A 22,010-nucleotide genomic window follows, 5' to 3' on the forward strand; every position below is an offset into this window, starting at 1 on the left:
AGGCAGGCACAGCACGGGGACTAACGACTGCGGGCCCGGTGCCGTGGGTCACAGCACCGGGCCAGCTCACCGAAGGCTCACTTCTTCCAGTCGGCCCAGGACATGTTCCAGCCGTTGAGGCCGTTGGCCGGGTCCACCGTGCGGTCGTGGGAGTTCTTCACGACGACCACGTCGCCGCTCATCGAGTGGTTGAAGAACCAGGCCGCCGGCACGTTCTTGTCGTAGCCGCCGCGCACGTCACGCAGGCCGACGCAGCCGTGGCTGGCGTTGTAGTTGCCGAAGGCGTCGCCGCCCCAGTAGTTGCCGTGGATGAAGGTGCCGGAGTCGGTCAGGCGGATGGCGTGCGGGACGTCCTTGATGTCGTACTCGCCGCCGTAGCCCACGGTGTCGCCGTTCATGCGCGTCACCGTGAGCTTCTCCCGCATGACCATCTGGCCGTTCCAGGTGTCGTAGCCGGGCTTGCCGGTGGTGACCGGGATGGTCTTGATGACCTTGCCCTCCTGGGTGACCTTCATCGTGTGCTTCTTGGCGTCCACGATGGAGACCTGGTTGCGGCCGATGGTGAACTTCACCGTCTTGTGCTGCTCGCCGTAGACGCCGTCGCGGCCCTCGACGCCGTCCAGGTTGAGGTCGACGGTGACCTTCGTGCCGGCCTTCCAGTACTTCTCGGGGCGGAAGTCCAGGCGGTCGTTGCCGAACCAGTGGCCCTCGACGTCGACGGCCGGCTCGGTCTTGATCTTGATGGCCTTCTCGACGTCGTCCGGGTTGGTGATGCCCCGGGTGAAGCGGACCGAGAACGGCATGCCCACGCCGACGGTGGAGCCGTCCTCGGGGGTGAAGGAGCCGACGAAGGTGCTCTGCGGAGTGAGCGTCGTGAAGCTGGAGTCCTCGGCGGCCTCGCGGCCCTCGGAGTCCTTGGCGACCGCGTGCACCGTGTACTTGGTGCCGGCGGCCAGATGCGTCGACGGCGTCCACGAGGCGCCGTCGGCGGCTATGGTGCCGTCGACCTTCGTGCCCTTGGCGTCCTTGACGGTGACCTCGGACAGCTTGCCCTTGCTGACGTTCACCTTCAGGGCGCCGCTGGTGTCGACGCCCGTGGCACCGGACTTGGGCGAGATGCTGACGGCGGCCGTCGACTGCTTGCCCTGCTGCGTGCCGGAGTCCTTGCCCTTCCCGTCGCCGGAACCGGACCCGGACCCCGAGTCACCGCCGCCGCACGCGGTGAGAGTCACGAGCAGGGCGCCGGCTATGAGCGCCAGCCCCTTACGGCCTCTCCCCCGGCCCCCCACCGACGCCCCCGAAACAGGCCGCACGTTCACTTGTTCTCCCCTCGCCGGGCCAGGTCAGGCCCGCTCCCCACCACACTTGGTGTGCGCATGTTAACCGCAGGGTTTTGAGCGAGGTGTCAGGTGAATGTCACCGTTCAGTCGCAAATTCAACCGGCCGCCCTCGCTCGCAACCCCGTCCCTCATCTGGTTACTTGACCGCGCTGCCCGCTTTCCACTCCTTCCAGGCCATGTTCCACCCTCCGAGTCCATTGTCGGGAGAGACCGTTTTATCCTTGCTGTTGACGACCTCGACGACGTCTCCGACCAGGCTGCGGTCGAAGAACCAGCCCGCCGGAGTGTCCGAACTGCCGCCCTTGACATCCCTCAACCCGACACAGCCATGGCTGACGTTGACCCGGCCGGGGGCGTCCGGGGACCAGTAGTTGCCGTGCAGGAAGGTGCCGGACTCGGTGAGTCGCATGGCGTGCGGGACGTCGGGGATGTCGTACTCGCCGCCGAAGCCGACCGTCCGGCTGTTCATGCGGGTGACCTCGAGCATCTCCATCACCACCATCTTCCCGTTGTAGGTGGTGGTCTTGGGCGCGCCCGCGGTGATCGGCACGTTGGCCAGCAGCTGCCCGTCGCGCCGGACCTCCATCATGTGCTCGGCCGCGTCCACCAGGGAGACCTGGCTGCGGCCGACGGTGAAGGTGAACGTCTTGTCCTGGAGGCCGAAGGCGCCGGGCGCCCCTTCGACGTCCCTGAGGCCGAGGTGGACGGTGACCTCGGTGCCGGGCTTCCAGTAGGCCTCGGGGCGGAAGTCCAGGCGGTTGTTCCCGAACCAGTGCGGGCGGATCTCCACGGGCGGCTTCGCGGTGACCCGTACGGCCCGTTCGACGGCGGCGCGGTGGGTGATCTCCCGGCTGAAGGAGAGGGAGACGATCATTCCGGTGCCGACGGTGGAGCGGTTCTCGGGGGTGACGTAGCTGATGAACCGCTCCGCGGGGACGAGGGTGGTGAAGGTGGTGTGACGGGCCGAGCGCCGGCCCTCGGCGTCCAGCGCGACCGCGTCCACGGTGTACTTGGCGGCGAGCGCCAGCCGTTTGTCGTCCGGTTCCCAGCTGAGCCCGTCGGCGCTGATGTGCCCGGGGACCGGGGAGTCCTGCGCGTCCTGGGACTTGACGACCTTCACCTTCTCCAGGCGCCCGTCGGGCACCCGTACCCGCAGCCGGTCCCCGGGTTTGACGGCCGTTCCGCCGTCGTCGGGGGTGACCCTGATGACGTCCTCGGCGGCCGGATGTTTGCCGAAGACCCGGTCGAAGTCCAGTCCGCCGTGGCTGCCCGAGGAGCAGCCGGCCAGCAGACCGGCCCATGTCAGTACGGCGGCCATCGCGGCCCCCGCGCGCCGTGCGCGCCCTTGTACGTGCCTCACGTGGGGCTCAACGACCGGGCACGCTCCGGGGAAACGTGAGTGCGACGCCAGGGCTGGGCAGAACAGTGGGGAGGACGACAGGGGAGCCTCCCCCACCGGGGGTACTCCCAGCCCACGTCGGAGCCGTCGGGGCGCAGCCGTAGCGGGCGGCCGGGCGTGCCCGGGACCGGAAGGTTCCGGGCACGCCCGGCCCTTCGGCACGGCCGACTGCGCCCCGGGGGGCGAGCCACTGAAAGAGGGGCCGACTGGTGACGAGCGCAGCCGAGCAGCGGGCACTGGCCGAGGGGCGGGCCGCCGAGAGCGGGCACCCGGCGGCCGTGGACGGCGTCCGTCGCGCCCTGCCAGCCGCCCCGCCCGCGTGGCCGGGGGCGCCGACTCCGCTGGGGGCCCGGTTCCGGGTGGGCCCGGACGGGGTCGCGGGCACCAACTTCGCGCTGTGGGCGGGCGGGGCGGAGGCGGTCCGGCTGTGTCTGTTCGACGAGCGGGGCCGGGAGACGCAGATCCCGCTGACCGAACTGACGCACGAGATCTGGCACGGCTTCGTCCCGGGCGTGATGCCGGGGCAGCGCTACGGCTATCGCGTCGACGGCCGCTGGGACCCATGGACCGGCGCCCGCTGGAACCCGGCCAAGCTGCTGCTGGACCCGTACGCGCGGGCGGTGGACGGCGAGTACGCCGTTTTCGGGCTGTCACCCGAGGTGTACGGGCACGTCCGGGACTGGCCGGAGCAGCATGTCGCCGACACCGTGCGCGACGACCGGGACTCGGCGCCGTACGTCCCCAAGGGCGTCGTGGTCCACGATGACGACGACTGGGCAGACGACCGCCGCCCCAAGACGCCCTGGGCGGACTCGGTGATCTACGAGCTGCATGTGCGCGGCTTCACCAGGCTGCACCCCGGCATTCCCGAGGAACTGCGCGGCACGTACGCGGGTCTGGCGCACCCGGCCGCGATCGAGCACCTGGTGAAGCTGGGCGTCACGGCCGTGGAGCTGCTCCCCGTGCACCAGTTCGCCCACGAGGACCACCTGCTGCGCCGCGGCCTGATGAACTACTGGGGCTACAACTCCATCGGCTACTTCGCCCCGCACGCGGCCTACGCGGCCTCCGGTACGACGGGCCAGCAGGTCGGCGAGTTCAAGCGGATGGTCCGCGCGCTGCACGCGGCCGGTATCGAGGTCGTCCTCGACGTGGTCTACAACCACACCGCCGAGGCGGGCGAGCTGGGCCCCACGCTCTCCCTGAAGGGCATCGACAACCGCGGCTACTACCGGCTCCAGGACGACGCCCGCCGGTTCGCCGACTACACCGGCTGCGGCAACACCCTGCACGTGGTCCAGCCCCAGGTGCTGCGGCTGATCACGGACTCGCTGCGCTACTGGGTGACGGAGATGGGCGTGGACGGCTTCCGCTTCGACCTGGCGGCGGCCCTGGCCCGCTCGATGCACGACGTCGACATGCTGTCGCCCTTTCTGGCCGTCATCGCCCAGGACCCCGTGCTGCGCCGGGTCAAGCTCATCGCCGAGCCGTGGGACATCGGCTCGGGCGGCTACCAGGTGGGCGCGTTCCCGCCGCTGTGGGCGGAGTGGAACGACCGCTACCGCAACGCCGTACGGGACTTCTGGCGCCACGCCCTGCCCGACGTGCGGGAGATGGGCTACCGCCTGTCCGGCTCCAGCGACCTGTACGCCTGGGGCGGCCGCCGACCCTACGCCTCGGTCAACTTCGTCACCGCGCACGACGGTTTCACCCTGCGCGACCTGGTGTCGTACGAGACCAAGCACAACGAGGCCAACGGCGAGAACAACCGGGACGGCACCGACGACAACCGGTCCTGGAACGGCGGGACGGAGGGGGAGACGGACGACGAGCGGATACGGGCCCTGCGGCGCAGGCAGCTCAGGAACCTGCTGACGACCCTGCTGCTGTCCACCGGCGTGCCCATGCTGGTCGCCGGCGACGAACTCGGCCGCACCCAGCGCGGCAACAACAACGCCTACTGCCAGGACAACGAGATCAGCTGGCTGGACTGGTCCCTGCTGGACGACCCGGCCTGGCGCCCCCTGTTCGACCTGACCTCCCGGCTGATCGCCCTGCGCCACCGGCACCCGGTGCTGCGCCGCCGCGCCTTCTTCTCCGGCCGCGCCCACTCGGCGGACGGCCTGCGCGATCTGGCCTGGTTCACCTCCCGGGGCGAGGAGATGACCGAGGGCGACTGGTACGCACCCGCCGCCACGCTTGGCATGTATCTGTCCGGACGGGACATCCCGGGCCGGGACGTGCGGGGCGCGCCGGTCGTGGACGACAGCTTCCTCGCGGTGCTGCACGCGGGCGACCGGCCGACGGGCTTCGTGCTGCCGGGGCCGCCGTGGGCGGAGCGGTACGAGGTCGTCGTGGACACCTCGCGGGAGGAACAGGCCGAGGCACCGGGAACGGTCCACGGGGCGGGCGAGGAGATCACGGTCCCGGCCCGGGCGGTGCTGCTGCTGAGGGTCGCATGAGCCTGTGCGGGAACTGTGCGAAAACTGTGGGTGACACGGATCACGCATCCCGAGTGCAACGCCCCTGAGGTTCAGGGCCTTTTCCCTGGTGTGGGCAGTCCGCGAGAACGGGGACTGTGCATTCATGGAAATTTCTGGAGGGATTTCTACCGTGAACAAATTCGCGCGGGTATCGATCGCGGCAAGTGCCATGTCTGCCGCATTGGTGACGGCTGTTGGGCTCGCACCGACAGCATCGGCGGCGGGCGGTCATAGCCTGAAAAACGGTTATGGCTATTGCCTGGGAAGCCTTAACGGATCCGATCGCACCGTTGGATACATGTGGTCCTGCAACGGCAACCGTGATCAGATCTGGACTTTCAATCACGTCGGTGAAGACGTCCGCGGGCACTTCTACCAGATAATCAACCGCAACGGTCAGTGCCTGGGCACCTATGGCGGCTCGAAGAAGCGGGGCGCAGACATCTCGGTGTGGGACTGCAACGGAAACCCCGACCAGATGTGGTACTGGAAGTCGGGTAGCGGAGCCGAGATCATCAACAGGAATTCAAACATGTGCCTTGCCGGGTCCGGCAGCTTCGGCAAGGGGTCTACTGCAATCCAGTGGAGCTGCAACGGTCATAAGGACCAGAAATGGCGCTGGGTCTAGGGCGCGTATCGAGTCGTGATCAATTTGCGGGATGCGCCTTCGTGGCACGGTCCGGTCCGATAGACGGTCACGTGACGCGAGTGCAACTGACCGATCCGGATTGGGAGTTCATCGAGCCGTACCTGCCGATCGGCGAGTACGGCCCGTACCCCGAGCGACTGCGGCAGCAGTTCGAGGGCGTGGTCTGGCGGTTCAAGACGGGCGGGCAGTGGCGGGAGATGCCGACGGAGTTCGGCGCCTGGTCGACCGTCCACAACCGCTTCCGGCAGTGGCGTGACGCCGGCGTCTTCGAGGCCCTGCTGGAGGGCCTGATCACGGAAGCCGCGAAGCGGGGTGAGGTGGACCTGTCCCTGGTCAGCATCGACTCCACCACCGCCCGAGCCCACCACGACGCGGCCGGGATGCACCTCGACGAGGACGTCGTCACCGCCCTGGAGAAAGCCGCGGCCGAGGAGGAGAAGGCCAGGTCAAAGGGGGCGGCCTCGAAGAGCAAAACGGGCAAGAGACCGAAAGTGATCCCGCGCTGGAAGAACGACGACGCATCCGGCGTCGGCGGAAACTCCGGCTGAAGGCCGCCCTCCTCGGACGTTCCAGAGGCGGGCAGACCAGCAAGGTCCACCTCGCCGCCGACCGCAAGTGCCGCCCGCTGGCGTTCATCCTGACCACAGGCCAGGCAGCGGACAGCCCGCAGTTCATCCCCGTCCTGAAGAAGGTACGGGTACGCGGGCCCGTCGGCCGACCCCGCATCCGGCCGGACGCGGTCGCCGGGGACAAGGCGTACTCGTCCCGCGGAAACCGCGCCCACCTGCGCAAACGCCGTATCAAGGCGGTCATCCCGGAGAAGAAGGACCAGGCCGCCAACCGGAAGAAGAAGGGCTCCAGAGGTGGCCGACCCGTCAGCCACGACGCCGATCTCTACAAGGAGCGGAACACCGTCGAACGCCTGATCAACAAGCTCAAAGCATGGCGAGGCATCGCCACCCGACACGACAAGACTCCCGACAGCTACCTCGCCGGTCTCCACCTGCGCGCCTCGATGATCTGGATCAAGGACCTCACCAGGACCACCCGATGATCACGACTCGATATGCCCCTAGGTGACGCGCTGAGGTGCCGGACGCCAAGGGCGGGCAGGAGTTGAGTCAACGGTCAACCAGCCGTGGACGCGGGGCCTCACCCGTGGATTCCGCGTCGGTGCCGACCGGGCCGCGGGGAAGCATCCAGTCCAGCCACTTCGGCAGCCACCAGTTGGTCCGGCCGAGGAGTGTCATGGTCGCCGGTACCAGCACCATGCGTACGACCGTGGCGTCGATGAAGATCGCGGTGGCCAGGCCGAGCCCGAACATTTTGGTGGAGGGGTCCTCGGCGACGGCGAAGGACAGGAAGACCGCCACCATGATGAGGGCGGCCGAGGTGATGATCCGGGCGGTGCGCGAGACGCCCTCAACGATCGCCGTGCCGTTGTCGCCGGTGCGCAGGTACTCCTCGCGTACGCGGGAGAGGAGGAACACCTCGTAGTCCATCGACAGGCCGAACAGGATGGCGAAGAGGAACATCGGGATGAACGACACGATCGGAACCGTCGCTTCCAGCCCGATGAGTGCGCCTCCCCAGCCCCACTGGAAGACCGCGACCATGATGCCGTAGGCCGCGCCGATGCTCAGCAGATTCAGCAGTACCGCCTTGAGCGGTACGAGTATCGAGCGGAAGACCAGCATCAGCAGCAGGAACGACATCGCCAGCACGGCGGCGACGAACACCGGCAGGCGTTGGCTGGTGCGTTGGCCCACATCGGACAGGCTCGCGGCGGCGCCGCCGACGTGGGCCCTGGCCGGGCCGTGCCCGATCGCCGTGGGCAGCACGTCGGTGCGCAGCCGGGCGATGGTGTCGGCCGTGGCCTTGTCCTGAGGGCTGGTGGTCGGGAACACCACGAGGGTCGCGATGCCGGTGGCCCGATCGATGTGCGGCGGCGCGACGGATGCGATGCCCGGATCCGCCGCGACCGTTGCGACGAGTCGGTCCAGCACTCCCGGATCACCGGTGGGGTCCGCGGCGATGACGAGGGGACCGTTGGTGCCCGGGCCGAACCCCTCGGCGACGAGGTCGTAGGCCCGGCGCTCGGTACGGCTGTGGGGCAGTGAGCCATCGTCGGGCAGGCCGACGCGCAGGCCGAGCACGGGCAGCGTCGCGGTCAGCAGCAGCCCCGCCGCGCCGACCGCGTACGGCACCGGGTGCCGGCTGACGTGCCCGATCCAGCGACGCCACCCGGCGGCGTGGGCGGCGCCTGCCGCCGGGTCCCGCCGCCGTGCGAGTCGGCCCAGCTTCCTGGTCTGCAGAGCCCGGCCGATCCGACCGGGCCGGCCCAGACGCGGGCCGGCCGCGCCGAGGAAGGCCGGCAGCAGCGTCACCGACGCGACCACCATGGTCAGGACGACGATCGAGACGGCGATCCCGCCCACCGTCATGAACGGCACGTTCGCGACCGCCATGCCGAGGATCGATACGACGACGGTGCCGCCGGCGAAGACCACGGGCCGTCCCGCCGTGGCCACCGCCCGCCCGGCCGCCTCGTGGGGATCGAGCCCGCGCGCGAGGTACTCCCGGTGCCGGGCGAGCACGAACAGCGCGTAGTCGATGCCCACGCCGAGCCCGACCATGCTGCCCAGGACCGGTGCGAAGGTGGGGACGTCCGTCACCCCCGCCAGGACCGTCATCGTGGCAACGCCGACGGTCAGCCCGAAGACCGCCATGCCGATCGGCAGCGCGGCGGCGACGAGCGAACCGAACGCCAGGAACAGGATCGCGGCCGCGGCGAGGAGGCCGATCAGCTCGCTCGCACCGCCGTCGGCGTCGGAGAAGACGTAGAAGAGGTTCCCGCCCATCTCGATGCGCAGAGGCAGCTCGCCGCGCAGCCGGTCGCCGAGATCGACGAGGGCGTCGAGGTCCTTGGCCGACAGCTGGCTCTGGTCGGGGTACTGCACCCGGACGACCGCGATCCGCCCGTCGGCCGAGACAAGACCGCCGGGCACGGCGGTGTCCGCGCCCCTGTCGAGCGCCCCGGCCGCATCGCTCGTGCCGAGCACGTGCGGCAGCCGCTTCACCTCGGCCTGAAGCCGTACGAGCGCGGTGCGCGCGCTGCCGTGGTCGAAGAACGTCGCCCCGCCGTCGAGGGGAGTGACGACCACCTGGGCGGTCATCCCCTCCTGGCCGGTGCCGGCCCGCTCGATCAGTTCCGCGGCCCGCTGGGAGTCCAGTCCCGGAGCGGTCATCGAGTCCGCGGTCCGCCCGCCGAAGGCGATCGCGGCGAGGACCGCGAGCGTGGCGGCGATCAGCCATGCCGCGATCACCCGCCAGGGATGGCGGGCGGCGCTTGCGCCGAGGCGCAACAGGGCTTTCGAGAGCATCGGGTCCTCCAACCACCTCGTCGGCCGTCTTCGTACGGCCACGGATGCCGAGGGTCGCCGCCGCGGCGCTCGGCGACATCGGCTCGCGGGCCGCGACTGCGTCGGCCTCAGGACGGAGTGACGCCCCGTCCTTTCGGCCGATGCGCGGCACGGCGCGGTCCCTAGGCTGAGAACCGTGCTGCGAGACGACCTGCGAACCCTGTGGACCGAACCCCGGCCGCCCGACGCGCCCGCCCGGGTGTGGCGGGACTGGGCGCTGCTCGCCGCGGGCCTGGCCGGTGTGGTGCTGGAGGCCACCCTGCGCGAGGACGTCGTGTGGCGGCCGGTGGCCGTGGTGTTCGCCGTATGGCTGTGCGTGCTGCCCCTGTGGCGCCGGACCCGCCCGCTGGCGATGGTCACGCTGGCGTTCGGCTCGGTGATCCTGCTTCCGGTGGCCTCGCTCGTCGCCGCACCGCGCGAGCCCGTCGGCCTGTACACCGGCGCGGTCGTGCTCGTGCTGGTGTACGCGCTGCCCCGGTGGGGATCGGGACGCGAGATCGTGCTGGGCGGCGCGGTGATCCTCGCGGCCGGCGCGCTGTGTGTCGTCACGGACGAGACCCCGGTCGTCGAAAAGGTCGTGGGCTTCGTCTTCCTGCTGCTGCCCGGCGTGGTCGGGGCTGCCGTGCGGTTCCGGGTGACCGCTCGCGAGCGGCAGTTGGAGCAGGTGCGCTCCCGCGAGCGCGAGCAGCTCGCCCGGGAACTGCACGACACGGTGGCCCACCACGTGTCGGCCATGGTGATCATCGCCCAGGCGGGCCGGGTGCTCGCGGGCACCGACCCGTCCGCCGCCGTCGAGGCGCTGGAGGGGGTCGAGGAGGAAGGGGCGCGCACGCTGGAGGAAATGCGCGCCATGGTCGCCGCGCTGCGCGACCGCGGGGTCGGCGCCGAGCTGGCGCCCCCTGCCGGAGTCGCGGATCTGGAGCGCCTGGTGCGTACCCCGGGTGGTCGCCTCAGGGTCGTCCTGGGGCTCGACGGCGAACTGGACGCGCTGCCCCCGGCCGTGGACGCGGCCGTCTACCGGATCGTGCAGGAGTCGGTGACCAACGCGCTGCGCCATGCGGTCGACGCGACCGAGCTCGTCGTTCGGGTCGCCGCGGAACGGCACACGGTACGGGTGAGCGTGCGCGACAACGGCCGGCGCACCGGCCGGGGTCGCGACGGATACGGACTTACCGGACTGCGCGAGCGCGCGACCCTGCTCGGCGGCACACTACGAGCCGGCCCGGGTACCGACCGGGGCTGGCATGTCGAAGCCGAACTGCCGAGAGCGAGGAGCGAGAGCGGTGTCCATTCGCGTCCTCGTCGCTGACGACCAGACGATCATCCGCACCGGGTTGCGGATCATGCTGAACGCCCAGCCCGGCATCGAGGTGGTCGGCGAGGCCGCCGACGGGCGGGAAGCGGTACGTCTGGCCCGCGAACTACGCCCCGACGTCTGCCTGTTCGACATCCGCATGCCCGTACTCGACGGGCTCGAGGCCACCCGTCTGGTCGCCGGCCCGGGCGTCGCCGACCCGCTGGCCGTGGTCGTCATCACCACGTTCGACCTCGACGAGTACGTCTACGGCTCACTGCGTGCCGGCGCCCGCGGATTCCTCCTCAAGGACACGGGACCGGACCTTCTGGCGCAGGCCGTACGGTCGGCGTCCGACGGTGAGGCGCTCATCGCGCCCAGCGTCACCGTCCGTCTGCTCCAGGCATTCGCGGACCTGCCCGCCGGCCGGCCCGTGGCCCAGCCGGTCTCCCCCGTCACCGCCCGCGAGGAGCAGGTGCTCCTCGCCGTCGCTCGCGGGCTGACCAACACCGAGATCGCCGATGCACTGCACATCAGCCTCAGCACGGTGAAGACGCATCTGGCCAGCCTGATGGCCAAACTCGGCGCCCGCAACCGGGTCGAGATCGCGATGTGGGCCTACGAAACGCGCCGTATCCTCCCCGGAACCTGAGCCGGGTGCCGGGCCATGTCCCATGAGTCCCCGCCCGGACATCAGTGCACTGGTCGGCTCACGTCGGCTCCACGTGCCTCACCCGCCCCAGAGCGTGACGTACCAGGAGGCCGGAACTGGGACGGTGAGACACCCGATACGACAAGACTCCCGACAGCTACCTCGCCAGTCTCCACCTGCACGCCTCGATGATCTGGATCAAAGACCTCACCAGGACCACCCGATGATCACGACTCGATACGCGCCCTAGTCCCCGGAGCCCTCTTCGTCGCTGCTACGCCAGGCTGTCCCGCCACGCCCGGTGCAGGTCCGCGAAGCGGCCCGTGCCCGCGATGAGTTCGTCCGGGCGGCCGTCCTCGACGATCCGGCCGTGCTCCATGACCAGGACGCGGTCGGCGATCTCCACGGTGGACAGGCGGTGGGCGATCACCACGGCGGTGCGACCCCGCAGGACCGTCGACATCGCCCGCTGGACGGCCCGTTCGCCCGGGATGTCCAGCGAGCTGGTGGCCTCGTCCAGGATCAGGACCGCCGGGTCGGCGAGCAACGCGCGGGCGAAGGAGACCAGTTGGCGCTGCCCGGCCGAGATGCGCCCGCCGCGCTTGCGTACGTCGGTGTCGTACCCGTCGGGCAGTGCGCTGATGAACTCGTGCGCGCCGATCGCCTTCGCGGCCCGCTCGATCTCCTCGCGGGTGGCGTCGGGCCGGCCGATCGCGATGTTGTCCGCGACCGTGCCGGAGAACAGGAAGGCCTCCTGGGTCACCATGACCACCCCACGCCGCAGTTCGGGCACGGCCAGCTCGCGCAGGTCGACGCCGTCCAGCAGCACCCGGCCGTCGGAGGGGTCGTAGAAGCGGGCGAGCAGCTTGGCCAGGGTCGACTTGCCGGCGCCGGTGGAGCCGACGACGGCGACGGTCTGCCCGGCCGGGAGGGCCAGGTCGAAGCGCGGCAGCACCTCGCCGCCGGTGCGGTACGCGAAGCGGACCCCGTCGAAGACGACCTCGCGACCCGGGAACGCACCCTTCGACGGGGGGAGTTCACGGGGCGTCGACGGCTCCGGCACGGACGGCGTCTGCGCCAGCAGCCCGGCGATCTTCTCCAGGGAGGCGGCCGCCGACTGGTAGGAGTTCAGGAACATGCCGAGCCGGTCGATCGGGTCGTACAGCCGCCGCAGATACAGCACCGCAGCCGCCAGCACACCCAGCGCCAGCGAGCCGGACGCCACGCGGTAGGCACCCCACAGGACGATCGCGGCGACCGCCGTGTTGGCCACCAGGCGGGACCCGACCACATAGCGGGCCATCTCCAGCAGCGCGTCCCCGTTCGTCCGCTCGTGCCGCCTGTTGAGGACGGCGAACTCGGCGTCGTTCGCGGCCTCCCGGCGGAAGGCGCGCACCGGGCGGATGCCGTTCATCGTCTCCACGAACTTCACGATCACCGCGGCGATCGCCGTGGAGCGCGCGCGGTACACCCGCCCCGCGCGCCGCTGGTAGACCCGTACGAGCAGGTACAGCGGCACGAAGGAGGCCACCGCAACCGCGCCGAGGCCGAGATCCAGCCACAGCAGCATCGCCGAGATGTAGACGAAGGACAGCACGACGGTCACCAGCTCCTGGAGCCCCTCGTTGAGGAGTTCGCGCAGCGACTCGACGTCCGTCGTGGAGCGGGAGATCAGGCGACCGCTCGTGTATCGCTCGTGGAAGTCGACGCTCAGCGCCTGCGCGTGCCGGAAGATCCGGCCGCGCAGGTCCAGCAGCACGTCCTGGTTCACCCGGGTGGAGACCTCGATGAACGCGAACTGCAGCCCGCCGGAGAGCAGCGCGCAGGCCAGATAGCCGACGGCGACCGCGATCAGCGGACCGTGGTCGTGGTCCCGGAACGCCGGTACGGCGGTGTCGAGGGCGTACGCCACCAGCAGCGGGCCCGCCTGCACCGCCGCCTGCTGCAGCAGAAGGAGGACGGTGGTGAGGGTGACCCGGGCCCTCATTGGCGCGAGCAGCGAGCGCAGGAGGGAGGCCGTTGCCCCGGGCGGCGTGGGCAGGACGTCCTGGTCGAAGGGATCGCCTGCGCCGCCGGTGTCCTTGGGGCGGGGAAGTTCGTCGTCGTTGTCCGTGGCGGGGGCGGCGGTCGTGGTGGTGGTCATCGGAGGTCCCCTCGTTCCCCTTCTCGGCCTTGTTCGCCTGCTTGGCCTTGTTCGCCTTCTTCGCCGGACATCAGGTGGGCGTACTCGGCGTTGGTGCGCAGCAGTTCCTGGTGCGTGCCGACGGCGGTGATCCGGCCGCCCGACAGCAGGGCGACCCGGTCGGCGAGCAGCACCGTGGACGGGCGGTGGGCCACGATCAGCGCGGTGGTGTCCGCGAGGACGTGCCGCAGCGCGGCCTCCACGGCGGCCTCCGTGTGCACGTCCAGGGCGGACAGCGGGTCGTCCAGCACGAGGAACTCCGGCCGGCCGACGACCGCGCGGGCCAGCGCGAGACGCTGGCGCTGGCCGCCGGACAGGCTGAGGCCCTGTTCGCCGACCTGGGTGCCGGTGCCCTGCGGGAGCGCGTGCGCGAACTCGGCCTGCGCCACGGCGAGGGCACGGTCGAGGTCCGCCTCCGAGGCGTCGTCCCCGGCCCCCATGAGCACGTTCTCGCCGACGCTGGCCGAGAACAGCGTGGGTTCCTCGAAGGCCACGGCGACTTTGGCGCGCACCTCCTCGCGGGACATCGCGGTGATGTCGACGCCGTCCAGGGTGATGTGGCCGGAGGTCAGCTCGTGCAGGCGGGGGATGAGGGCGGTGAGCGTCGTCTTTCCGCTGCCGGTGGCTCCGACGAGGGCCATGGACTCACCGGGGCGGATGTGGAGGTCGATGTGGTCGAGGAGGGGTGGGGAGTCGGGGGGAGCGTCGGGGTAGCGGAACCGAACGTTCTCGAAACGCAGTCCCTGCGCAGCGCCGCCTCGCGGCGCCGGGTCACGCGGGCCACCCGCAGCCGACCGGTCTTCCGACCCTTCTTCCGGCCCTTCTTCCGATCCGTCTTCCGGCACCTCGTCCATCACCTCGAAGTACCGCTCGGTCGCCGTCGCCGCCTCCTGGCTCATCGCCAGCAGGAAGCCGATCGAGTCCACCGGCCACCGCAGCGCGAGTGCCGTGCTCAGAAAGGCGACCAGCGTGCCCGCGGACAGGTCCCCGTCGGCCACCCGTACCGCGCCGAGCACCAGCGCCGCCCCGATCGCCACCTCGGGAAGCGTCACGATGACGCCCCAGATGGTCGCCAGCAGCCGTGCCTTGCGCAGCTCCGTGCCGCGCAGCGTGCCCGACAGCTCCCGGAACGCCCGCGCCTGGGTGCGGTGCCGGCCGAAGCCCTTGATGATGCGGATGCCGAGCACGCTCTCCTCGACCACCGTCGTCAGATCCCCGACCTGGTCCTGGGCGCGCCGCGCCACCTCGGCGTAGCGCCGCTCGAAGACCACGCAGGTCCACATGACGGGGACGGCCGGCCCGAGGATGACCAGCCCGAGCCTCCAGTCCTGCATCAGCATGATCACCACGCCGACCAGGATCGTCACCCCGTTGACCAGCAGGAAGGTCAAGGGGAAGGCGAGGAACATACGCAGCAGCATCAGGTCGGTGGTGCCCCGGGAGAGCAACTGGCCGGACGCCCAGCGGTCGTGGAAGGACACGGGCAGCCGCTGCAGACGGCCGTACAGGCCCGCCCGCATCTGTGCCTCGACGTGCGACAGCGGCCGGGCCACCAGCCAGCGCCGTATGCCGAACAGGACGGCCTCGGCGAGGCCGAGCAGCAGCAGGTACAGCGCGCCGAGCCACACCCCGGCCGGATCCCGGTGGGCGACCGGTCCGTCGACCAGCCACTTCAGGACGAGCGGGATCACCAGTCCGGTGCAGGAGGCGACGATCGCGACGAACGCGGCCGTGAACAGCCGGGCCCGCACGGGGCGGACATACGGCCACAGCCGCAGAAGGGTGCGTACGGCGGAGCGGTCCTCGGTGGTTGCACGTGTCGTGGGCATCATCGCGAGCCTACGGATCCGCACTGACATCGCCCACCGAGTTTTGGCCGGACCCGGGTCCGTCGCTGGTCCTACGACCTGGGCGTTCGAGGAGTCGTACGAGGAAGTCGAGGAGCCGCGCACAGGGGGTCGTAGGTGTCGGTCCGGCGGTCGGGGCTGCGACGGCCCACGGTCTTATTCGTTGGAGCAACCATCCTTACGCTGAGTACGTTCGACGTCTCCGGTCAGGGCCGCTGTTCCGGTGGGTGTCGTACGGAACGGGGGATGGATGATCGACGCGTACGCGGATCCGGGCACGCCCGACACGCGGGGCGGGTGGCACTACCTGGGGTGGCTGGTGTTGCGTCAGCCGGTGCGATCGTTGGCCGGGGCGTTGCTGGGCAGTGTCTGGATGGTGCTGATGGCGACGCAGCCGTACATGATGGCGCGGGCCGTGGACGACGGGCTGGTGCCGGGGCGGTTGGGGGTGCTCGCCTGGTGGACCGCCGCGATGTTCGGGGTCGGGGCGCTGAACGCCTGGCTGAGCATCATGCGGCACCGCACGATGACCCGGGTGCGGATGGACGCCAACTTCCGTACGGTCAAGCTGGTCGTCGAGCACGCGGCCCGGCTGGGGGCGGTGCTGTCGCGCCGGGCCGGGGCCGGGGAGGTCGTCACCATCGGAGTCGGTGACGTGGCGACCCTCGCGCAGGCGCTGACGGTGGTCGGGCCCGGGGTGGGCTCGATCGTGGTGTATGTCGTGGTGGCGGGGCTGCTGTTGGCCATCTCGGCGCCGCTGGCCGCCGTGGTGCTGCTCGGGGTGCCGGTGATCGCGCTGCTCACGGGGCCGCTGACGCTGCGGCTGCAGGGCGCGGAGAGCGAGTACCGGGAGCGGCAGGGCGTGCTGACGGCGCGCATCGGCGACCTCGCGGGCGGGCTGCGTGTCCTCAACGGCCTTGGCGGCAAGGGGCTGTTCTCGGACGCCTTCCGGAAGGACTCGCAGCGGCTGCGCGCGCAGGGCTATCGGGTGGGTGCGGCAGCGAGTTGGGTGCAGGCGCTCGGCGTCGGGCTGCCCACGTTGTTCCTGGCCGTGGTGACCTGGCTCGCGGCCCGGCTGGCGGCCGAGAAGTCCATCAGCGTGGGCGAGTTGGTGGCGGTGTACGGCTATGTGGCGGTGCTGATCGGGCCGGTGGCGTTCTTCGTGCAGATGGCCTACGAGCTGAACCGGGGCGTGGTGGCCGCCCGCCGGGTCGTACGGCTGCTGCGGCTGGAACCCGAGCCGGACACGGGCACGCTGGCCGCGCCGGACGGGCCGGCCGAGCTGTGCGATCCGGCGTCCGGGGTGCGGGTGGCGCCGGGCCGGCTGGTGGCGCTGGCCGCCGTCCGGCCCGCGGACGCCGCCGCCGTGGTCGACCGCCTGGGCCGGTACGGGCCCACCGAGGCCACCTGGGGCGGGGTACGGCTCGACACGGTGCCGCTGGCCGACGTACGGGACCGGATCCTGGTCGCGGACAACGAGGCGGACCTGTTCGCCGGACCGCTGAGGGAGGTCGTGGCCGCCGAACACCCGGCCGAGGAGGCCGCGCTGCGCCGGGCGGTGTACGCGGCCGCCGCCGAGGATGTCGTACGAGGGCTGCCGGACGGGCTGGACTCGGCCGTGACCGGGCAGGGGCGCAGCCTCTCCGGTGGGCAGCGGCAGCGGATCCGGCTGGTGCGGGCGCTGCTCGCGGACCCCGAGGTGCTGCTGGCCGTCGAGCCGACCTCGGCGCTGGACGCGCACACGGAGGCCACGGTCGCCGAGCGGCTGCGGGCGGCGCGGGAGGGTCGTACGACGGTGGTGGTGAGCACGTCGCCGCTGGTGCTGGACCGGGTGGACACGGTGCTGTTCCTGGTCGACGGCAAGGTGACGGCGAGCGGCCCGCATCAGCGGCTGCTCGAAGTGGAGCCCGGGTATCGGGCGCTGGTGGCGCGAGACACCGATGACGCCGCTGACACTGCTGACACTGCTGACGCTGCCGAGGAGGCCGTACGGTGACGACGACGGACACGGGGCTGCTGCCGGTCGCGGACCGGGCCGGGGTGCGGCGGGCCACCGGTCGGCTGTTGCGGGCGGACCGGCGGGCGTTCACCGGCGCGCTGGCGCTCAACGCGCTGTCGGCCGGGGCGGGGCTCGCCGGGCCGTGGCTGGTCGGGCGGATCATCGACGAGGTACGGGCGGGACACGGGGTCGGGGCGGTGGACCGGCTGGCGCTGTGGATCCTGCTCTGCTCGCTGGCCCAGCTGCTGCTGGCGCGCTGGGCGCGGTACGTGGGGCACCGGTTCGGGGAGCGGACGCTGGCCCGGGTGCGCGAGGAGTACGTCGACCGGGTGCTGGCGCTTCCCGCCTCGGCGGTGGAGCGGGCCGGCACCGGCGATCTGACCGCGCGCGGTACGGCCGACGTGGCGACCGTCGGCTACACGCTGCGGGACGTCGGACCGGAGCTGCTGGTGTGCACCGTGCAGGCGCTGTTCGTGCTCGGTGCGGTGTTCGCGCTCGACCCGCTGCTGGGGCTGTTCGGTGTGCTGGGTCTGACCCCGATCTGGCTGGCGCTGCGCTGGTATCTGCGCCGGGCGCGGGACGGTTACCTCGCCGAGGGCGCGGCCACCTCGGAGGTCGCCGAGATCGTGGCGGCGACCGCGGCCGGGGCGCGGACGGTCGAGGCGTTCCGGCTCCGGCGGCGGCGGATCACGGCGAACCGGGACGCGCTGGAGAAGTCCCGCCGGACCCGCTTCTACACGCTCCGTCTGCGGTCGGTGTTCTTCCCCGCGGTCGAGGTGACGTACAGCGTCCCGGTGGTGGGTGTGCTGCTGCTGGGCGGGTGGCTGCACCAGCGGGGTGCGGTGGGCGTCGGGGCGGTGGTGGCCGCGGCGCTGTACCTGCGGCAGTTCACGGAGCCGCTGGACCAGATCCTGATGCGGGTGGAGCAACTGCAGAGCAGCGGCGCCTCGTTCGCGCGGGTGGAGGGGCTGGCGCAGGCGCCCCGGACACAAGCGGAGGGCGGCTGTCCGGAGCCTGCGGACGACCGGATCGACGTGCGCGGGGTGCGGTACGCGTACGAGCGGGGCGGTGAGGTGCTGCGCGGGGTGGACCTGACGGTACGCCCCGGTGAACGCCTCGCCGTGGTGGGCCCGTCGGGCGCCGGCAAGACCACCCTCAGCAGACTCCTCGCGGGCATCGACACGCCCGGGGCGGGCACGGTGACGGTGGGCGGCGTACCGATCGCGTCCCTGGAACCGGAACGCCTGCGCCGCCAGGTCGTGCTGGTCACCCAGGAGCACCACGTCTTCCTCGGCACGGTCCGCGACAACCTCCTGATCGCGGAACCCACCGCCACGGACGCCGACTTGTGGGCGGCCCTGAAGGCAGTGGGCGCGGACGACTGGGTCCGCGGCCTCCCTTCCTCCCTGGACACTCCCCTCGGCCCGAACGGCCACCCCACCGACGGCTCCCAGGCCCAGCAACTCGCCCTGGCCCGGGTCGTGCTGGCCGACCCCCACACCCTCATCCTCGACGAGGCCACGGCCCTCCTCGACCCCACCACGGCCCGGCACACCGAACGCGCCCTGGCCGCGGTCCTGGAGTCCCGCACGGTGATCGCCATCGCCCACCGCCTCCACACGGCCCACGACGCGGACCGAGTGGCGGTCATGGAAGACGGCCGCCTCACCGAACTGGGCACCCACGACGAACTGGTGTCCGCGAACGGGGCGTACGCGGCCCTGTGGCGAACCTGGCACGGGGACACGGCCACAGAGGACTAGTCCCGCCACCCCTCGATGTTGGAGAGGGACTCGTAGTCGTAGCGGGTCCTGCGGTCCCACTCCTTGCCCGTGAGGTGCCGGTAGGCCCGGTCCGGTACATAGAGCAGGCTCTCGGCCCAGACGAGACCGGTGGCGTAGGAGACGAAGCGCGCGGGGTCCTGGAGCACGGCCCCGTACTCCTCGCGCCCCGCCGCCACGACCGCGGCACGCGTGTACAGAAACTGGTCACCCGACAGGCCGTCGCCGAACTCCCGGCGGTCCAACCGGCAGAGCATCCGGGCCAGTTGTTCGGCGAATGCGACGACAGTGGCAAGCGGACCAGCGGACAGGCGTGCCGTCAGTGCCAGCGCCAGGCGATCCGCCTCGGGGTCGGGTGCGCCGTCCCCGCAGTCCTCGATGAGCCGCCAGAAGGAGTCCTCGTTCACGCCGGACAGCCTGCCGCACGGCACTGACATCGCGACCCCGACCAACCCCACCAACAGTCCGCATACCGAACATGAACATCCGGTCAACGAACCATTTCCAGCCAAGTTTCTGACGCGGTCCTGACAGATGCCGTGATCCCCTGCCACTCTTCCCACGGCCGACTCACAGCAACCCCACAGTTCCCCATGCTCGCGTGAGCCGGCTCTGCACCTGCACGTGGTTCCGCGTAACGCCCTGTTCTGCCCGGACGTCCCAACCCACCGTCCGGCTCCCCCTGGCCGCGCGACCCGCGGTCACGCAGAAGGAGTCAGTGTTGAGTAGCACCTCTCGCAGACGCACCTCCCACACAGCGCACCGCCGCACCGCCACCGTCGCCCTCGCGGGTGTCGCCGCTCTGATCGCCGCCGCCGTCCAGTCCGGCGCCGCGAGCGCCGCCCCGGCGAAGCCGCAGGCCGGCAAGGTCAACCCCGCCCATGTGGCGCTCAAGCTCACGCCCTCGCAGCGCGCCGAGCTGATCCGGCACGCGGACGCCGAGAAGGCCGCCACAGCGCGGTCCATAGGCCTCGGGGCCAAGGAGAAGCTGGTCGTCCATGACATCGTCAAGGACGCCGACGGGACCGTGCACACCCGCTACGAGCGGACCTACGCGGGTCTGCCGGTGCTCGGCGGCGACCTCGTCGTCGAGACCGCCAAGTCCGGCGCGACGAAGTCCGTCATCAAGGCCAACAACGCTTCGCTGAAGGTCGCCGGCCTCACCCCGGCCGTGTCGAAGGCCTCGGTCGAGAAGCAGGCCGTGCAGCGGGCCAAGGCCCTCGGTGGCAGCAAGTCGGCCGCGGACAGCGTGCGCAAGGTGATCTGGGCGGGCAGCGGCAAGCCTGTTCTCGCGTACGAGACCGTCGTCGGCGGGCTCCAGGACGACGGCACCCCGAACCAGCTGCACGTCGTCACCGACGCCGCCACCGGCAAGAAGCTCTTCGAGTACCAGGGCATCAGGACCGGCGTCGGCAACACCCAGTACAGCGGCCAGGTGACGCTGACCACGACCCAGTCGGGCTCGAACTACACGCTGAACGACGGGGCGCGCGGCAACCACAAGACGTACAACCTCAACCACGGCACCTCGGGCACCGGCACCCTGTTCTCCCAGACCAACGACACCTGGGGCAACGGCACCACGTCCAACGCCGCCACCGCGGGCGCGGACGCCCACTACGGCGCCGCGGTCACGTGGGACTTCTACAAGTCCATGTTCGGCCGCAGCGGCATCAAGAACAACGGTGTCGGCGCCTACTCCCGCGTCCACTACGGCAACGCGTACGTGAACGCGTTCTGGGACGACAGCTGCTTCTGCATGACCTACGGCGACGGCTCCGGCAACGCCGACCCGCTGACCTCGCTGGACGTCGCGGGGCACGAAATGAGCCACGGCGTCACCTCCAACACCGCCGGCCTCAACTACAGCGGTGAGTCCGGCGGCCTGAACGAGGCCACCTCCGACATCTTCGGCACCGGCGTGGAGTTCTACGCCAACAACAGCTCGGACGTCGGCGACTACCTCATCGGCGAGAAGATCGACATCAACGGCGACGGCACCCCGCTGCGCTACATGGACAAGCCCAGCAAGGACGGCTCGTCCAAGGACAGCTGGTACTCGGGGATCGGCGGCATCGACGTGCACTACTCGTCGGGCCCCGCGAACCACTTCTTCTACCTGCTGAGCGAGGGCAGCGGCACCAAGGTCATCAACGGTGTCACCTACAACTCGCCCACCGCGGACGGCCTTCCGGTCACCGGCATCGGCCGCGACAAGGCGCTGCAGATCTGGTACCGGGCGCTGACCACCAAGTGGACCTCCACCACCAACTACGCGGGCGCCCGCACCGGCACCCTCGCGGCGGCCGGTGAGCTGTACGGCACCACCAGCGCCGAGTACAAGGCGGTGCAGGACGCCTGGGCGGGCGTGGCGGTCGGTTCGCGCTCCGGTGGCGGCGGGGGCGGCGGCACCTCGTACGAGAGCACCACGCCGGTGTCGATCCCGGACAACGGGCCCGCGGTCACCTCGAGCATCACCGTCTCCGGCAGGAGCGGAAACGCGCCGAGCAACCTCTCGGTGAGCGTGGACATCACGCACACCTGGCGCGGTGACCTGGTGATCGACCTGGTCGGTCCGTCGGGCACCTCGTACCGCCTGAAGAACTTCTCCTCGTCCGACTCGGCGGACAACGTCAACGAGACCTACACGGTCAACGCCTCCTCCGAATCGGCCAATGGCACCTGGAAGTTGAAGGTCCAGGACCAGGCCGCACAGGACGTCGGCACGATCAACAGCTGGAAGCTGACGTTCCCGTAAACCGCACCCCACCAGCACTGGAACAGGGCGCCGTCCGAGGGTTCGATCCCCTCGGGCGGCGCCCGTTTTACATTCCTGAAACGTTCACCAGACAGACGGTTTTCGGCCAACATCACTTAGGGGTCCTGACATGTACGCGCCCCTGATGTCACTCTCTCTCCACCCGCCGCAGCAGCACCGCAACTTCACAACGCCACACACTCC

13 protein-coding genes and 1 pseudogene are annotated in these 22,010 nt (G+C 70.7%); 8 read left to right on the top strand and 6 right to left on the bottom strand.

Annotated elements, in window-relative coordinates; translation table 11 throughout:
• Positions 1–77 precede the first annotated feature (77 nt).
• Positions 78–1,319 (bottom strand): Ig-like domain-containing protein, encoded by a 1,242-nt coding sequence (locus ACFY3C_RS24190; protein WP_390772185.1) that lies wholly within the window; start codon positions 1,317–1,319, stop codon positions 78–80.
• 157 nt (positions 1,320–1,476) lie between these two features.
• Complete coding sequence (locus ACFY3C_RS24195) at positions 1,477–2,700, bottom strand: Ig-like domain-containing protein (protein WP_390772186.1); 1,224 nt, start codon at positions 2,698–2,700, stop codon at positions 1,477–1,479.
• A 248-nt stretch (positions 2,701–2,948) separates the two neighbouring features.
• Between ACFY3C_RS24195 and glgX the strand changes: the two genes are divergently transcribed.
• From glgX to ACFY3C_RS24210, 3 genes and pseudogenes are all read left to right on the top strand, one after another.
• Positions 2,949–5,201 carry a glycogen debranching protein GlgX gene (gene glgX, locus ACFY3C_RS24200; protein WP_390772187.1) on the top strand — a complete coding sequence of 751 codons (2,253 nt, stop codon included), beginning with the start codon at positions 2,949–2,951 and terminating at the stop codon, positions 5,199–5,201.
• Between the two features lie 124 nt (positions 5,202–5,325).
• Positions 5,326–5,850: an RICIN domain-containing protein gene (locus ACFY3C_RS24205; protein ID WP_390772188.1), complete on the top strand. Its 525-nt coding sequence runs from the start codon at positions 5,326–5,328 to the stop codon at positions 5,848–5,850.
• 71 nt (positions 5,851–5,921) lie between these two features.
• Positions 5,922–6,925, top strand: a pseudogene (locus ACFY3C_RS24210) (IS5 family transposase).
• Between the two features lie 67 nt (positions 6,926–6,992).
• Here the strand turns inward: ACFY3C_RS24210 and ACFY3C_RS24215 are convergent.
• Positions 6,993–9,254 (bottom strand): MMPL family transporter, encoded by a 2,262-nt coding sequence (locus ACFY3C_RS24215; RefSeq protein ID WP_390772189.1) that lies wholly within the window; start codon positions 9,252–9,254, stop codon positions 6,993–6,995.
• Between the two features lie 175 nt (positions 9,255–9,429).
• Between ACFY3C_RS24215 and ACFY3C_RS24220 the strand changes: the two genes are divergently transcribed.
• Positions 9,430–10,602 (top strand): sensor histidine kinase, encoded by a 1,173-nt coding sequence (locus tag ACFY3C_RS24220; RefSeq protein WP_390772190.1) that lies wholly within the window; start codon positions 9,430–9,432, stop codon positions 10,600–10,602.
• Positions 10,577–11,239, top strand: coding sequence for a response regulator transcription factor (locus tag ACFY3C_RS24225; RefSeq protein WP_150497990.1), 663 nt, complete (start codon positions 10,577–10,579; stop codon positions 11,237–11,239). Before ACFY3C_RS24220 ends, ACFY3C_RS24225 begins: the two co-directional genes overlap by 26 nt.
• Positions 11,240–11,513: 274 nt before the next feature.
• Here ACFY3C_RS24225 and ACFY3C_RS24230 read toward each other — a convergent pair whose 3' ends face one another.
• Together ACFY3C_RS24230 and ACFY3C_RS24235 are read right to left on the bottom strand one after the other, a co-directional pair.
• Positions 11,514–13,382, bottom strand: coding sequence for an ABC transporter ATP-binding protein (locus ACFY3C_RS24230; RefSeq protein ID WP_390772191.1), 1,869 nt, complete (start codon positions 13,380–13,382; stop codon positions 11,514–11,516).
• The gene (locus tag ACFY3C_RS24235) at positions 13,379–15,250 is read right to left on the bottom strand and encodes an ABC transporter ATP-binding protein (protein ID WP_390772192.1); all 1,872 of its coding nucleotides are present in this window, start codon (positions 15,248–15,250) and stop codon (positions 13,379–13,381) included. Before ACFY3C_RS24235 ends, ACFY3C_RS24230 begins: the two co-directional genes overlap by 4 nt.
• Before the next feature lie 268 nt (positions 15,251–15,518).
• Between ACFY3C_RS24235 and ACFY3C_RS24240 the strand changes: the two genes are divergently transcribed.
• Together ACFY3C_RS24240 and ACFY3C_RS24245 are read left to right on the top strand one after the other, a co-directional pair.
• Positions 15,519–17,264: an ABC transporter transmembrane domain-containing protein gene (locus tag ACFY3C_RS24240; protein WP_386576650.1), complete on the top strand. Its 1,746-nt coding sequence runs from the start codon at positions 15,519–15,521 to the stop codon at positions 17,262–17,264.
• On the top strand, positions 17,261–19,030 hold the full coding sequence (locus ACFY3C_RS24245; RefSeq protein WP_390772193.1) for an ABC transporter ATP-binding protein: 1,770 nt from the start codon (positions 17,261–17,263) through the stop codon (positions 19,028–19,030). Before ACFY3C_RS24240 ends, ACFY3C_RS24245 begins: the two co-directional genes overlap by 4 nt.
• Here ACFY3C_RS24245 and ACFY3C_RS24250 read toward each other — a convergent pair.
• A complete protein-coding gene (locus ACFY3C_RS24250; RefSeq protein ID WP_390772194.1) occupies positions 19,027–19,455 on the bottom strand; it encodes a DUF4240 domain-containing protein in 429 nt (142 codons plus the stop codon). The genes ACFY3C_RS24245 and ACFY3C_RS24250 overlap by 4 nt on opposite strands.
• A gap of 311 nt (positions 19,456–19,766) precedes the next feature.
• Between ACFY3C_RS24250 and ACFY3C_RS24255 the strand changes: the two genes are divergently transcribed.
• On the top strand, positions 19,767–21,806 hold the full coding sequence (locus ACFY3C_RS24255) for a M4 family metallopeptidase (protein ID WP_390772195.1): 2,040 nt from the start codon (positions 19,767–19,769) through the stop codon (positions 21,804–21,806).
• Positions 21,807–22,010 lie beyond the last annotated feature (204 nt).

It is taken from the genome of Streptomyces sp. NPDC001410 (genome assembly GCF_042895235.1).
GTDB lineage: Bacteria > Actinomycetota > Actinomycetes > Streptomycetales > Streptomycetaceae > Streptomyces.